The sequence below is a fragment of the Nesterenkonia aethiopica genome (assembly GCF_039534665.1).
GTDB lineage: Bacteria > Actinomycetota > Actinomycetes > Actinomycetales > Micrococcaceae > Nesterenkonia > Nesterenkonia aethiopica.
On record NZ_BAAAVT010000014.1, the window covers coordinates 41245 to 55762 of the forward strand.

Below are 14518 nucleotides of genomic sequence, written 5' to 3' on the forward strand. Positions count from 1 at the left end.
CAGGGTCGTCTCCGGGTTCCCTGTCGCCCGGAGGCGATGTCCTCCCGCCTGCGCCGGCGCCTAGTGTCGGAGGTATGGAAAGACATGACTCGGGCAGGCCGCGCGGCGGCCTCGCCCTGACCCTGCGGTGGCTGTTCTCCGCCGTCGTGATCCTGCACGCGCTGATGGTGCTGGCCCAGCCGTTCCTGGCCGGCGGATCCCTCGACGGCCACGCCGTGCCGCTGCTGGCCCACGCCGCCGTCGGCGGCACCCTGATCCTGGTCTCCATGGTGCTGGTGGTGCTGGGCGTCCTGGCCTGGATGCCGGGCGGAGGCAGCGCCTGGGCGCCCGTGATGGCCCTGGGGCTGGTGATCCTGGAGATCGCACAGGTCTCGCTCGGACACCTGCACCTGCTGAGTATCCACGTGCCGTTGGGCGTGGTCATCACGCTGCTGGCCGCTGGGCTGTGCCTGGTGGCGCTGCGAAGGCCGCGTCCCCACTCCCGGCGCACCCGGACCACCCTTCCCGCTCGGCACGACGTCGACCCGGTGAGCCACCCCCTGGCCCGCCCCGTCCCGACGGGAGGTCCCCATGGTTGAGATGGACCGTCGCCACCTGCTGCGGTGGGGAGCCGCCGGCGGGGGCACCGCGGCGCTGGCCGTCGTCGCGAGCCTCTCCGGCTGCGGGTTCGCGGAGATCCGCACCCCCCGCAGCACCGCCGGCCAGGTGGACTTCCGGAACCCGCTGCACATCCCACCGTTGGCGGAGCCTGTGATCGACGAGCAGAGCGACGACGGCGCTCACCGGATCTTCGAGCTCACCGCGCAGACCGGCAGCTCGCAGATCGTGGATGCCGGGCCCACCGAGACATGGGGGATCGACGGCGACCACCTGGGTCCGACCCTGCGGGCGAGCCGCGGCGACTTGGTGGAGATCCGGTTCGCCAACGCGCTGCCGGAGGCCACCAGTCTGCACTGGCACGGTATGCGCCTGCCGGCGGAGGCCGACGGCGGCCCACACCAGATGGTGGAGCCCGGTCAGACCTGGGAGCCGTCCTGGCGCATCGACCAGCCGGCGGCCACCCTCTGGTACCACCCGCATCCGCATGGGCAGACGGAGGCTCACGTGCACCGGGGGATCGCCGGGATGTTCATCCTCGACGACGACGAGGAGCAGGCGCTGGACCTGCCGCGGGAGTACAGGGTCGATGACGTGCCGCTGATCCTCCAGGACCGCAGCTTCGACTCCGCGGGCCGGATGGTGGAGACCTCACATCGGAACAACGGCATGCTCGGAGACACCGTGCTGGTCAACGGGACGGCGGAGCCCGTCCTGGACGTCACGGCTGTGCGCACCCGGCTGCGAGTCCTCAACGGCTCGGGGGCGCGCAGCTACGCCGTCGGGTTCGCCGACGGAAGGCCCGTGACGATGATCGCCTCCGACGGCGGCCTGCTTCCGGCTCCGGTGGAGCTGGACAGAGTCACTCTGACTCCTGGGGAGCGTGCCGAGATCCTGGTGGACATGGAGCCCGGGGAGGAGGCGGTGCTGCGCTCCTTCCCGCAGGAGCTGGGCATCACCCGGGGCATGGCCGACACCACGGGGTCCCGGGATGAGCTGGACCTGCTCCTGCTGCGCGCCGCGACGACGCTGCGCCCGGCACCGCCGATGCCGGAGCGTCTGGTCCCGCTGGAGTCGTTGGAGGAGCGCGAGGCGGGCACCGTGCGCGGCTTCGAGCTGCGCACCAACCGGATCAACGGGCGGCTGATGGACATGGACCGGATCGACGAGGTCGTCACGGCCGGGACCATCGAGATCTGGGAGGTGTGGAACAGCCACGGCCAGCCGCACAACTTCCATGTCCACGACGTCCAGTTCCAGGTGCTCACCGTGGGCGGGCAGGCCCCGCCGCCCGAGCTGGCCGGCTGGAAGGACACCGTGTACCTGCCTCCGCATGAGCCGGTGCGGCTGATCATGCGTTTCGGCGAGCACACCAGCACCGAGGTCCCGTACATGTACCACTGCCATCTCCTCTGGCATGAGGACCAGGGCATGATGGGCCAGTTCGTGGTGGTGGACCCTGGAGATGAGGACGACGTCGACGTCGCGCCGCGACTGGATCAGCCGGACCTCGGCTCCGCTGAGGAGCACGGGCACTGAGGTTGCGCGAGGGGCGCCTCAGCGCACCCCGCGCATGAGCCGTACCAGCTTCGGCGAGGCCACGGCCAGAGCGGCGCCCAACACCACGCACACCCCGCCCAGGGTGATGAAGTAGGCGACCTCCTGGCCTGCGGTGTAGAAGCCGGCCAGGATGCCCGCCAGCGTGGTGCCCAGGGCGATGGACAGGTAGAACAGCGCCAGCATCTGGGTGGTGAACGCCACCGGGGCCAGCTTGGTGGCCACGGACAGGCCGATGGGACTGATCAGCAGCTCCGCCCAGGTGACCAGCAGCAGGATGCCGACCAGCGCCAGCAGCGGGGTCCGCTCCAGGGACTCCAGAGGGATGAACAGCAGATAGGCGATGCCGATCACCACCAGCGCGCCGCCGAACTTCAGCGGAGTGGAGGGCTGCCGGTCTCCCATCGTCGTCCAGAGGGCGGCGAAGACTGCGGCGAAGAGGATGATGAACAGCGGGTTGATGGACTGCACCCAGCTGGCGGGCATGTCCCAGCCGAAGATGCTGCGGTCCAGGCGCTGCTCCGAGTAGACGGCGATGAACGTGAACTGCTGTTGGAACAGGGCGAAGAATGCGGTGGAGGCGATGAACAGCGGGATGAAGGCCACTACGCGGCTGCGTTCGTCGCGGTCGACCTTCGGTGAGGTCAGCAGCACCACGAAGTAGATCACCGCGGCCACGATCACCACTCCGGCGATCACCGTGGCCAGGTTGGCCGCGGTGAGCACGCCGGTGGCGAAGAGCCCGGCGATCAGCACGACGGCGGCCAGCGTCCCGAAGCCGTACCGGCGGCGCAGCGCGGCCGGCAGCGGGTTGACCACCGCATGGGCGGAGTCCGGGAGCCGGCGGCGGCCCTGCGTGTAGACCACCAGCCCGATGACCATGCCGAGCGCGGCGGCGCCGAAGCCCCAGTGGAATCCGATGCGGTCCTGCAGCAGCCCGGAGAGCAGCGGGCCGATGAGCCCGCCGATGTTCACACCCATGTAGAAGATGGAGAAGCCGGCGTCGCGGCGCGGGTCCTCACGGGCGTAGAGGGTGCCGACTAGAGATCCGGCAGCGGCCTTCACCCCGCCGGAGCCCACGGCCACGCAAAGGAGGCCTACGGAGAGGCCGGCCGCACCTGGCAGCACCGCCAGGGCGATGTGGCCGATCATCACCAGCACCGCCGAATGGAACAGCGTCCGCTCGGCGCCGATCAGTCGGTCGGCGATCCAGGCGGTGAGGATGGTGGAGAGGTAGACGGCGCCGCCATAGGCACCGACGAGGCTCAGGGCCAGCCCCTGGTCGATCCCCAGGCCGCCGTCGGCGACCGAGAAGTACATGTAGTAGGCGAGGATGCCCTGCATCCCGTAGAAGGAGAAGCGCTCCCACAGCTCGACCGAGAACAGGTTGAACAGCATCCGCGGATGCCCGAAGAAGGTCTTCCCCTCATCCGCCGCGGGGACCTGCGACGGGTTCTGATGAATGGTGGTCATTTTTCCCATGGAATCGCATGCTGAGCTAAAGCGCTAATCCGGACGTTTCCTGGATGCTCGCTCGCCAGGGGTGATGTCGGCACGATCGCAGGTCAGAGGCGATCAGGAGGGGGTGGACGGCGCGACGGAGTGACGTGCGAGACAGCTGTGGCCGGCCTCGTCACCCGAGGCCGGCCACAGCTGCTGCGTGGGGGAGAGGCAGGGGGGATGCGCTCAGCCGAGCACGGCGGCCAGGGTCTCCTCCCAGAGGCCCAGGGCCTCGTCCACCTCGGCCTCGGTGACCACCAGCGCGGGGATGAGGCGCACGTTCTGCCCATACATGCCGTTGTTCAGCAGCAGCAGGCCGCGCCTGGCGGCCTCCTGCTGGACCGCAGCCGCCGTCGCCCCGTCCGGCTCGCCGTCGGCGTCGACGAACTCCACCGCCAGCATCAGGCCGAGTCCCGTCACCCCGGCCACCCGGGCATGCTGCTCACCGATGCGCTCCAGGCCGGCCCGCAGCTGGGTGCCGCGGGCGGCGGCGTTGTCCACCAGCCCTTCCTCCTGGATGACCTCAAGCGTGGCGGCGGCTGCGGCGCAGGCCACCGCATTCGCCCCGTAGGTGCCGCCCTGGGAGCCGGGCCAGGCCTTGGCCATGAGGTCTTCGGAGGCGGCGATGCCGGAGATCGGGAAGCCGGAGGCGATGCCCTTGGCGAACATCATGATGTCTGGGGAGACGTCGAAGTGGTCCTGGCCCCAGAATTCGCCGGTGCGGCCGAAGCCGGTCTGCACCTCGTCGAGGATCAGCAGGATGCCGTGCTCGTCGGCCCGCTGGCGCAGGCCCTCGAAGAATCGGCGGTTCCCGGGCACGTAGCCGCCTTCGCCGAGCACCGGCTCCACCAGGAAAGCCGCGGTGTCCGACGGCGCCGACTGGGTCTGCAGGACCAGGTCCAGCTCCCGCAGGGCGAAGTCCGTGGCCTGCTCCTCGTCGAAGCCATAGGCCCGGTAGTGCGTGGGGTTCGGGAAGGGGGAGACCACCACACCGGGCATCAGCGGGGCGAAGCCGGCCTTGAACTTGGTGCCGGAGGTGGTCAGCGAGGCCGCGGCGACGGTGCGCCCGTGGAACCCGCCCTGGAACACCACGATGTTCGGCCGTCCCGTGGCCTGGCGGGCCAGGCGCAGTGCTGCCTCCGCGGCCTCCGAGCCGGAGTTGGCGAAGAACAGGGAGTTCAGCCCTGCCGGCAGCACCTCGCCGAGGCGTTCGGTGAGACGCTGCAGCGGCTCGTGCATGATCGTCGTGTACTGGCCGTGGATGAGCTTCCCGACCTGGGCCTGCGCGGCCTCCACCACCTTCGGGTGGCAGTGGCCCGTGCTGGTCACCCCGATGCCGGCGGTGAAGTCCAGATGGCGCCTGCCCTCGGCGTCGTAGAGGTTCACGCCTTCGCCGTGGGTCGCCACCACGGGGGTCGCCTGCTTCAGGAGGGGGGAGAGAGCCGTCACCGGTGCACCTCATTCTGATTGTTGACAATCCGTCCGTGGCCTAGGCTACTCGGTGGGGGTGCGGATGTCAGCCCGTGGCCGGGATGGCCATGGTCGGCGTCGTCGCACCCGTGACCGGCCCCGCGGGGCGGGCGTATCGTGAGCACCACGTCGAGAGACCGCGTGTGAGGCCAGGCGAGAGGCCTGGCTGCAGATCTAGCGTGAGAAGGAGTCCAGATGACAGGCACCACCGCTGAGACCGTGACGCCGCACCGGGAGGCCGACGTGGTCGCCCAGGCGCCGAAGCAGCTGTTCATCGACGGCCAGTGGGTCGACGCCCGGGGAGGGCGCACGCTCGACGTCGTCGACCCCTCCACCGGAGAGGTGCTGTGCGCCGTCGCCGACGCCAGTGAGGAGGACGGCTGGGACGCGCTGAAGGCCGCCGAGCGCGCACAGGCCGATCTGGCCGCCCTGCCGCCGCGCAAGCGGTCCGACATCCTCATGCGCACCTTCGAGCTGATCCATGAGCGGATCGACGACCTCGCCCTGCTGATGACCCTGGAGATGGGCAAGCCGCTGGCCGAGGCCAAGGGGGAGGTCGCCTACGCCGCCGAGTTCTTTCGGCATTTCGCCGAGGAGGCCACCCGCATCGACGGCGGCTACCAGACGGCCCCCGCCGGCGGCTCGCGGTTCCTGGTGACCCGCCAGCCGGTGGGGCCCTCGATCCTCATCACCCCGTGGAACTTCCCGCTGGCGATGGGCGCACGGAAGATCGGGCCCGCGATCGCGGCCGGCTGCACCTCAGTGACCAAGCCCGCGGCCCAGACGCCGCTGTCCATGCTGGCGCTGGGTGAGATCCTCTCCGAGGCCGGCGCTCCGGCCGGCTCGGTGAACATCCTGGCGACCTCCACCTCCGGGAAGGTCATGGAGCCGCTGATCCGCTCCGGCATCGCCCGGAAGCTCTCCTTCACGGGCTCCACCTCGGTGGGGCGGAAGCTGCTGGAGCAGTGCGCGGACCGGGTCCTGCGGACCTCCATGGAGCTCGGCGGAAACGCCGCGTTCGTGGTCTTCGAGGACGCGGACCTGGATAAGGCTGTCGACGGCGCCATGCTGGCCAAGATGCGGAACTCCGGGGAGGCCTGCACGGCGGCCAACCGGATCTTCGTCCACCGCAGCGTGATCGAGGAGTTCGGTCGCCGGCTCACCGAGCGGATGTCCGAGCTGACGGTCGGCCGCGGCGTCGACGACGGTGTGAAGGTCGGCCCGATGATCGATGCGAACCAGCGGGACAAGGTCGACGAGCTGGTCCAGGACGCGATCTCCGGCGGCGCACGTGTGCTCACCGGTGCCGAGGCGCTCGACGGCGGCGGATTCTTCTACCGGCCCACTGTGCTCACCGACGTCCCGGAGTCCGCACGGATGCGGGATGAGGAGATCTTCGGGCCGGTGGCGGCGCTGACTCCCTTCGACAGCGAGGAGGAAGTCGTGGCCGCGGTGAACTCCACCGAGTACGGCCTGGTCAACTACGTCTACACCGAGTCCCTGCGGCGCGGACTGCGCGTAGCCGAGTCCGTGGAGTCCGGCATGGTGGGGCTCAACCAGGGCGTGGTCTCCAACCCGGCCGCACCCTTCGGCGGGGTCAAGGAGTCCGGGCTGGGTCGCGAGGGCGGACCCACCGGCATCGACGAGTTCCTGGAGACCAAGCTCATCGGCATCGCGATGGACTGATCGGACTCATCACCGCCTCGAGTGGCGGATTCACTGCGGCGGTCGGGCGCGATCGGCGATTTCGCAGCAGTGGATCCGCCACTCGACGTGTGATGGGGCGTGGGGAGCTGGGCTAAGGGCGTGGAGTTGCCTCGAGAGGGGGCTCGCCGTCGTCGGGAATGGATGCCGCAGCACCTCTGTTGGACAGGACATGAAAAGTTGAGTCGACTCGACTCAAGTCAGTTTGACACCACGATTCCCGGGGTGGATACTTGAGCCTGGTTCACTCAAGCAGACCTGCGCTCCACCCCGGAGCGAGACCGTCCATCGAAGGGAGTCCCCTCATGTCCCGTGCAGTCGGCATCGACCTCGGAACCACCAACTCCGTCGTCGCCGTCCTCGAAGGTGGCGAGCCCACCGTCATCGCCAACGCCGAGGGCGCCCGCACCACCCCGTCCGTCGTCGCCTTCTCCAAGGACGACGAGGTCCTCGTCGGCGAGATCGCCCGCCGTCAGGCCGTCAACAACCCGGACCGCACCATCGCCTCCGTCAAGCGCCACATGGGCACTGACTGGAAGAAGGAGATCGGGGAGAAGACCTACACCCCGCAGGAGATCTCCGCCCGCACGCTGATGAAGCTCAAGCACGACGCCGAGTCCTACCTGGGCGAGGACGTCACCGAGGCCGTCATCACCGTGCCCGCCTACTTCAACGACGCCGAGCGCCAGGCCACCAAGGAGGCCGGCGAGATCGCGGGCCTGAAGGTCTCCCGCATCGTCAACGAGCCCACCGCCGCCGCGCTGGCCTACGGACTGGACAAGGGCAAGGAGGACGAGCTCATCCTCGTCTTCGACCTCGGAGGCGGAACGTTCGACGTCTCGCTGCTCGAGGTCGGCAAGGACGAGGACGACTTCTCCACCATCCAGGTGCGCGCCACCGCCGGTGACAACCGCCTCGGCGGCGACGACTGGGACCAGCGGATCATCGACTGGCTGGTCCAGCAGGTCAAGAGCAAGGAGGGCGTGGACCTCTCCAAGGACAAGATCGCCGTGCCGCGTCTGAAGGACGCCGCCGAGCAGGCGAAGAAGGAGCTGTCCTCGGCCACCTCCACCGACATCAACCTGCAGTACGCCGCCATGACTGAGAACGGCCCGGTGCACGTCAACGAGACGCTGTCCCGCGCGAAGTTCCAGGACATGACCTCGGACCTGCTGGACCGGACCAAGAAGCCGTTCCAGGACGTCATCACCGAGGCCGGCGTGAAGGTCTCCGAGATCGACCACGTCATCCTGGTCGGCGGCTCCACCCGTATGCCCGCCGTGGCCGACCTGGTCAAGGAGCTCTCCGGCAAGGAGGCCAACAAGGGCGTCAACCCGGACGAGGTCGTCGCCGTGGGTGCGGCCCTGCAGGCCGGTGTGCTCGCCGGTGAGCGCAAGGACGTGCTGCTGATCGACGTCACCCCGCTTTCCCTGGGCATCGAGACCAAGGGCGGCGTGATGACCAAGCTGATCGAGCGCAACACCGCGATCCCGACCAAGCGCTCCGAGGTGTTCTCCACCGCCGAGGACAACCAGCCCTCGGTGGCAGTCCAGGTCTTCCAGGGCGAGCGCGAGTTCACCCGGGACAACAAGGCCCTGGGTACTTTCGAGCTGACCGGCATCGCCCCGGCTCCGCGCGGTGTGCCGCAGATCGAGGTCACCTTCGACATCGACGCCAACGGCATCGTCCACGTCTCTGCCAAGGACAAGGGCACCGGCACCGAGCAGTCCATGACCATCACGGGCGGCACCTCCCTGGACAAGGAGGACATCGACCGCATGGTGGCCGACGCCGAGGCCCACGCCGAGGAGGACAAGAAGCGTCGCGAGGCCGCCGAGCAGCGCAACGCCGCCGAGACCACCGCGTACTCGGTGGACAAGCTGATCAAGGACAACGAGGACAAGCTCCCCGCCGAGGTCAAGGACGAGGTCCAGGCCGACGTCGACGCCCTGAAGAAGGCGCTTGAGGGCGAGGACAACGATGACGAGATCAAGTCCGCCTTCGAGAAGCTGCAGGCCTCCCAGACCAAGCTGGGCGAGGCGCTGTACTCGCAGGCCGGTGCTGACGCCGCAACCGACGGCGCGCCCGCCGGCGACGCCTCCGGCGAGGACGAGGACATCGTCGACGCCGAGGTGGTCGACGAGGACGCCGACGAGAAGAAGTGAGAGGTCGTCCCTGATGGCAGAGCAGGACCAGAACCCGGAGCGGGACGGCGCGGACCGTCCTGAGTCCGAGGAGCCGATCCGCTTCACCGACAAGCGCCGGATCGACCCGGAGACGGGCCGGCCGCGCCACGTGGAGGGAGAGACCGGCGCCGAGGAGAAGGAAGCCGCTGCGGGCTCCGGCACAGCACCGGCCGACCCGGTGCAGGACCCGCTGGCCCAGGCCGAGCAGATCCTGCGCGACCTGCCGGCCGAGGATGCCGAGGACTCCGAGGCCGGGGATCCGGTGAGCGTCGCCGACGCCGCCGGAAGCCCGGACCCCGGAGCGGACCCCCTGGTGGCTGAGGAGCCGGAGCTCGAGGAGGTCCCCGCGGACCAGTCGAGCGCCGGTGACCGCGAGGCCGAGCTGCAGGCCGACCTGCAGCGGCTCCAGGCGGAGTACGTCAACTACCGGCGCCGCGTGGAGCGGGACCGGGCCGTGGAGCGGGACCGCACCGTCGGTCACGTCATCACCGGCCTGATGCCGGTGCTGGACGACATCCACGCCGCCCGGCAGGCCGGTGACCTGGCCGACGGGCCCTTCGCGGCCATCGCCGCGAAGCTGGAATCGCTGCTGCAGCACCAGGGCCTCGAGCGCATCGACGAAGAAGGCGTGCCCTTCGACCCGTCGGTCCACGAGGCGCTCATGCAGCAGCCGCACCCAGAGATCCCCGCCGACCACGTGGCCGCGGTGCTGCGGGCGGGCTACCGCCACGGCGACCGTGTGCTGCGCGCGGCCCAGGTGATGGTCTCCACCGGCCCGGCCGAGTGAGCCGAGCCTGACTCTCCGTGCCGACGGCCCGCACCGGGCCGTCGGCACGGATCGGCCGACGCCGTCGTCGCGGAGCGTCGCAGCCCACGACGTCGGCATACAGACAGCGCACCACGCGCAGGCCCCGCCCGGCGGGGTCGCAGAAGAGAAGCAGGGAGGGAGGCGCCGTGGCCTCGCAGGATTGGATCAACAAGGACTTCTACGCCATCCTGGGCGTCTCCAAGGACGCGTCCGAGGACGAGATCAAGAAGGCCTACCGGAAGCTCGCCCGGACGTACCACCCGGACAAGAACCCGGGGGACGAGGCCGCTGAGCAGAAGTTCAAGGATGTCTCCGAGGCCCACACCGTGCTCTCCGACAAGCAGCAGAGGGAGCAGTACGACGCCATCCGGGCCATGGGCTCGGGCGCCCGCTTCTCCGGAGCCCCGGGCGGCGCCGGCGGCGCCTCCGGATTCGAGGACATCTTCGGCGGGCTCTTCGGCGACGCCGGCGGCTTCGGCCGCGGGGGTCGAGGCGGCCCCGACTTCTCCGACATCTTCGGTGGCATGGGCGGTCGGTTCGGCGGCGGCTTCGGCGGGGGCGCCCCGGCCAAGGGCGCCGACCGCACCGCGAAGACCACCATCTCCTTCGCCGGGGCCGTCCGCGGCACCACGGTGGGTCTGCGCGAACCGGACGGCAACGTCATCGACGTCCGGATCCCCGCCGGGGTGAAGGAGGGCCAGAAGGTCCGCGTCAAGGGCAAGGGCCAGCAGGGACCCGGCGGCGCCGGCGACCTGCTGGTGGAGGTGGCGATCACCCCGCACCGGTTCTACGAGCGCGACGGTGACGACATCCGCATCCACCTTCCCGTCTCCTTCGACGAGGCCGTGCTGGGCACCACCGTCCAAGTGCCCACCGTGCACGGGGAGAAGGTGCGGATCAAGGTCCCTGCCGGCACCACCTCGGGCCGCACCCTTCGGCTGAAGGGGCACGGGGTCCGGCGGAAGTCCCACCAGGGGGACATGCTCGTCGTCGTGGACGTGCAGGTGCCCCAGGACCTCTCCGAGGAGGCGGTGGAGGCCGTGAAGGCCTACGCGGAGGCGACTCGCGACGTCGACCCCCGCGGCGACCTGGACGCCCGGGCCGCCCTGTGACCGGGCCCGCCGCTGCGGGATGATGGAGAGACGAGACCGACCCGCCCCGGCGCGGCCGGGCGGGAACGGAGGAGGTGAGCAGCAGTGGCCAGGAGACGTCGCTCCGAGATCGCCGGGGAGGACCCGCGGCTGATCGAGGCGGAGCACCGGCATGCTCCGCTGTTCGTCATCTCCGTGGCCGCCGAGCTGGCGGACATGCACCCGCAGACGCTGCGCCAGTACGACCGCATCGGCCTGGTCACCCCGCGGCGCCAGGGCGGCCGGCACCGTCGGTACTCGCCCTATGACATCGAACAGCTCCGGCAGATCCAGCAGCTCTCCCAGGAGGGCGTCTCCCTGGAGGGCATCCGGCGGATCATCGAGCTGCAGAACCGTGTGGAGGAGCTCGAGGAGACCGTGGAGGAGCTGCGCTACGAACTCCGCGAGGCTGAGCGGCACTCCACCAAGCCACGGGTCTTCGCCGTCGGCCCGCACGGCGACGTGGTCACGGTGGCCCGAGGCCGCCGGGCCCGCACCAGCACCCAGGCGCTGGTGCTCTGGGACCCGCGCCGCCGCTGACCGGGTGTGTTGCCCGAGTACCCGCCCCGCACACCCTGTCCCGCCCACCCCGTCGAGCGGTGATCTGTGCGTCAGGAGGGGTCAGGGGCGGGCGGCGACGTCGGCGAGCAGTCCCGCCAGCAGCGCCGTCTGCGGCGCGATCTCCGAGACCAGAATGTGCTCATGGACCGCATGCGGCCCTTCGCCGACGGCACCGAGGCCGTCGAGGACCGGCAGCCCCAGGGCGGAGACGAAGTTCGCGTCGGAGGCTCCGCCCACCGCGGCCGGGGTGATCCTCCGCCCCAGACCTGCGGCCAGGCGCTCCACCCGGTCCATGGCCGCTCGGGAGGCCGGGGTCGGATTCATCGGGGGCCGATTGGCATCCACCGCGATCTCCAGTCGCAGCCGAGGGTCGGCGGCATGGGGCTGCGGCAGCCGCAGGGCGCGCAGACCCTCGGCCACCCGGTCCTGCTCGGCCGCTTCGGTCACGCGCACATCCACCTGGCAGGTGGCCTGACCGGCCACCACATTGCGGCTGGTGCCCCCGTGGAAGGTGCCCACGGTGACGGTGGTCCCGTCATCCGGGGAGGCCAGGGCGACGATGTCGGGCACGACGGCGGCCAGCGCGTGCACCGCACTGGCCCCCTTCTCCGGTTCCAACCCGGCATGGGCCTGCACGCCGTGCACGGTCAGGTCCGCGAAGACCATGCCCTTGCGGCGGTCCTTGGGCTGACCGGCCGCACTGGGCTCCGGCACCAGTGTCAGCGCGGACTGCGCCGCGGCGGCCTCGATCGCCGGGCGCCCCGCGGTCGAACCGATCTCCTCATCGCCGGTGAGCAGCAGCCGCAGCGGAGCATGCGGCACTCCGAGCTCGCGCAGCGCGCGCACTGCCCAGAGGGTCTGGACGATGCCGAACTTCATGTCCAGCACGCCCGGGCCGGTGAGGCGGTCGCCCTCGGCGGTCAGGGGCCAGCCGGTGATCGTGCCGGCTGGCCAGACCGTGTCGTAGTGGCACACCGAGAGTACGGAGCTCTCCAGCTCCGTGATCTCGCCGCCGTCGACGTCGCGTCCCGGCCACCGCAGATCCAGCACGTCGCCGTGGACGCCGCCGTCGGTGCGGGCCTCGGCCTGCGGCTCACCGAGGCGTTCCACCGCCAGGGTGCGGATCACCTCCAGCCCGGCGTCGAGCAGCGCCTTGTCATGGCTGGGCGTCTCCGCGTGCACGATGCGCCGCAGGTCCTCCAGGAGGTGCTCCTGGTGGGTGGCGGCGTGGTTCCGCAGCGCCGGCATCGGGATGCCGGCCACGGCGTCGGGGCGGGCAGACGTCGTCGGGGTGCTCTCCATCGGGGTCCTGTCTCTCCTGGTCATGGTCGTCTCCTCAGCGCACCGGCACTCCGGGCCCGAGCGGGATCCCGAGGGCCCACCACAGCACGAAGAACAGGAACCAGGCGCACAGCAGCGCCACGGAGACCGGCAGCGTCAGGGAGACCAGGGTGCCGATTCCGGCCTTCGGGTAGTACCGCTGCAGATACCCCAGCACCAGGGCGAAGTAGGGGCTCATGGGGGAGATGATGTTGGTGGGGGAGTCCCCGATGCGGAACAGCATCTGGGTGACCTCCGGGGAGGTGCCCACCAGCATGAGCATGGGCACCAGCACCGGGGCCATGAGGGTGTACTGCGCAGACCCCGAGGTGATGGTCAGGTTGAACAGCGCGACCAGCAGCACGACGCCGGCGAACATCACCACCACGGGCAGGTCCAGCCGCTCCAGCAGGTGGGCGCCCTCGATGGCCAGCACCATCCCGATGTTCGACCAGCTGAAGTAGGCGATGAACTGGGCTGCCGCGAAGAACAGCACCACCACGCCGGAGAGCTCCTTGATGGAGCGTCCCATCAGCTCCGGGATGTCCCGCGGGCGGGTGATGGTGCCAGCTGTGACCCCGTAGGTGACGCCCACCGCCAGGAAGGCCAGCGCGATCGGCACGGCGATGTCGGTCAGCAGCGGGGAGTCGAGCACGTCCCCGCTCTCGGCCTGGAACGGCGAGCCGGGCAGCAGCAACAGAGTGAAGTACACCGCAAGGAAGCCTGCCAGCGCCAGCAGGGATGCGCGCAGCGCCGCGACCTCTCGGCGGGTGTAGGTCAGCAGGGAGACCTCATCGGTGATCGCCGTCCCGCGACCGCCGTCATCGAGGTCCCGGCCGGCCGCCAACACGGCGGTGGCCGCTCCACCGGTGGCGTCCTCCTCATGCTTCATGCGTTCGGTCATCCTGACCAGCAGCAGCTCGGTGACCAGCGTGACCACCAGGGCGAGCACCACGGCTGAGGCCGCGGAGAAGAAGTAGTTGGCCACCGGGGAGACCACATGATCCGGGTCGATCAGCTGGGCCGCCGAGGTGGAGATCCCGGCCAGCAGGGGATCGCTGGCGGTGATCAGCAGGGACGCGTTGTAGCCTGCCGAGGCGGAGCCGAAGGCGACGACGGCGCCCAGTACCGCGGAGCGGCCGCTGGCCTTGAACGCCGCCGCCGCCAAGGGGATCAGGATGACGTAGATGGCGTCCGAGGCGACCGAGCCGGTGACACCGGCCAGGGCGACGGTGAAGGTCAGCCAGCGGCGCGAGACCCGAGAGACCACCACCCGGATGGCCGCGCTGATCAGGCCCGAACCCTCAGCCACCGCGACGCCCAACATCACGGTGATGATCAGACCCAGCGGCGGAAAGGTCACGAAGTTCTCCACCGCATCGGTGACCATGCGCTGGAACCCCTCCGGCGTGAGCAGGCTCTGCACGGCGATCTGCTCGCCGTCGGCCGGGTTCTCCGCGCCGACTCCCAGGGCCTCCAGGATGGCGGAGAGGACCACCACGACCACGGCGAGGATGATGAACAGCCAGAACGGATGCGGCAGCAGGTTGCCGAGGCGTTCCACGACCCGCAGCGCCCGGACCAGGAATCCGGGGCGATCGCCGGCGCTGCGCGATCTGCGGGAGCGGCGGGTCGGGGTGACGGTGGTGGGCTCTGACATGGCGATTCCCTTCCGCCGGCCCCGG

The 14518-nt window shown here is 70.1% G+C and carries 11 protein-coding genes; 7 read left to right on the top strand and 4 right to left on the bottom strand.

Annotation, left to right across the window (positions count from 1 at the left end):
* Positions 1–74: 74 nt before the first annotated feature.
* Positions 75–578 (top strand): hypothetical protein, encoded by a 504-nt coding sequence (locus ABD658_RS11265; protein ID WP_344681434.1) that lies wholly within the window; start codon positions 75–77, stop codon positions 576–578.
* Positions 571–2136 (top strand): multicopper oxidase family protein, encoded by a 1566-nt coding sequence (locus tag ABD658_RS11270; protein ID WP_344681432.1) that lies wholly within the window; start codon positions 571–573, stop codon positions 2134–2136. The genes ABD658_RS11265 and ABD658_RS11270 overlap by 8 nt, the downstream gene beginning before the upstream one ends.
* An 18-nt stretch (positions 2137–2154) precedes the next feature.
* Here the strand turns inward: ABD658_RS11270 and ABD658_RS11275 are convergent, their stop codons facing one another.
* Together ABD658_RS11275 and ABD658_RS11280 are read right to left on the bottom strand one after the other, a co-directional pair.
* Positions 2155–3627, bottom strand: a complete 1473-nt coding sequence (locus ABD658_RS11275; protein ID WP_344681430.1) for a peptide MFS transporter — start codon at positions 3625–3627, stop codon at positions 2155–2157.
* A gap of 213 nt (positions 3628–3840) precedes the next feature.
* Positions 3841–5103, bottom strand: a complete 1263-nt coding sequence (locus ABD658_RS11280; RefSeq protein ID WP_344681428.1) for an aspartate aminotransferase family protein — start codon at positions 5101–5103, stop codon at positions 3841–3843.
* A 216-nt stretch (positions 5104–5319) separates the two neighbouring features.
* Here ABD658_RS11280 and ABD658_RS11285 point away from each other — a divergent pair, with 216 nt between their 5' ends.
* From ABD658_RS11285 to ABD658_RS11305, 5 genes are all read left to right on the top strand, one after another.
* Positions 5320–6810 (top strand): NAD-dependent succinate-semialdehyde dehydrogenase, encoded by a 1491-nt coding sequence (locus ABD658_RS11285; RefSeq protein ID WP_344681426.1) that lies wholly within the window; start codon positions 5320–5322, stop codon positions 6808–6810.
* 323 nt (positions 6811–7133) lie between these two features.
* A complete protein-coding gene (gene dnaK, locus ABD658_RS11290; RefSeq protein WP_344681424.1) occupies positions 7134–8993 on the top strand; it encodes a molecular chaperone DnaK in 1860 nt (619 codons plus the stop codon).
* Positions 8994–9006: 13 nt separating this feature from the next.
* Complete coding sequence (locus ABD658_RS11295) at positions 9007–9801, top strand: nucleotide exchange factor GrpE (RefSeq protein WP_344681422.1); 795 nt, start codon at positions 9007–9009, stop codon at positions 9799–9801.
* 167 nt (positions 9802–9968) lie between these two features.
* Positions 9969–10934, top strand: coding sequence for a DnaJ C-terminal domain-containing protein (locus tag ABD658_RS11300; RefSeq protein WP_344681420.1), 966 nt, complete (start codon positions 9969–9971; stop codon positions 10932–10934).
* 129 nt (positions 10935–11063) lie between these two features.
* Entirely contained in the window at positions 11064–11492 is a 429-nt protein-coding gene (locus ABD658_RS11305; protein WP_311025303.1) for a heat shock protein transcriptional repressor HspR, read from the top strand.
* An 81-nt stretch (positions 11493–11573) separates the two neighbouring features.
* Here ABD658_RS11305 and ABD658_RS11310 read toward each other — a convergent pair whose 3' ends face one another.
* Both ABD658_RS11310 and ABD658_RS11315 read right to left on the bottom strand, forming a co-directional pair.
* Positions 11574–12839: a M20/M25/M40 family metallo-hydrolase gene (locus ABD658_RS11310; RefSeq protein WP_344681418.1), complete on the bottom strand. Its 1266-nt coding sequence runs from the start codon at positions 12837–12839 to the stop codon at positions 11574–11576.
* A gap of 10 nt (positions 12840–12849) precedes the next feature.
* The gene (locus ABD658_RS11315; RefSeq protein ID WP_344681416.1) at positions 12850–14493 is read right to left on the bottom strand and encodes an AbgT family transporter; all 1644 of its coding nucleotides are present in this window, start codon (positions 14491–14493) and stop codon (positions 12850–12852) included.
* Between the last annotated feature and the right edge of the window lie 25 nt (positions 14494–14518).

Bases quoted from the DNA above. Each gene is read 5' to 3' on its own strand.
- ABD658_RS11275 (WP_344681430.1), bottom strand. From the start codon at position 3,627: ATGACCACCATTCATCAGAACCCGTCGCAGGTCCCCGCGGCGGATGAG.
- dnaK (WP_344681424.1), top strand. From the start codon at position 7,134: ATGTCCCGTGCAGTCGGCATCGACCTCGGAACCACCAACTCCGTCGTC.
- ABD658_RS11270 (WP_344681432.1), top strand. From the start codon at position 571: ATGGTTGAGATGGACCGTCGCCACCTGCTGCGGTGGGGAGCCGCCGGC.
- ABD658_RS11295 (WP_344681422.1), top strand. From the start codon at position 9,007: ATGGCAGAGCAGGACCAGAACCCGGAGCGGGACGGCGCGGACCGTCCT.
- ABD658_RS11310 (WP_344681418.1), bottom strand. From the start codon at position 12,839: ATGACCAGGAGAGACAGGACCCCGATGGAGAGCACCCCGACGACGTCT.
- ABD658_RS11265 (WP_344681434.1), top strand. From the start codon at position 75: ATGGAAAGACATGACTCGGGCAGGCCGCGCGGCGGCCTCGCCCTGACC.
- ABD658_RS11285 (WP_344681426.1), top strand. From the start codon at position 5,320: ATGACAGGCACCACCGCTGAGACCGTGACGCCGCACCGGGAGGCCGAC.
- ABD658_RS11315 (WP_344681416.1), bottom strand. From the start codon at position 14,493: ATGTCAGAGCCCACCACCGTCACCCCGACCCGCCGCTCCCGCAGATCG.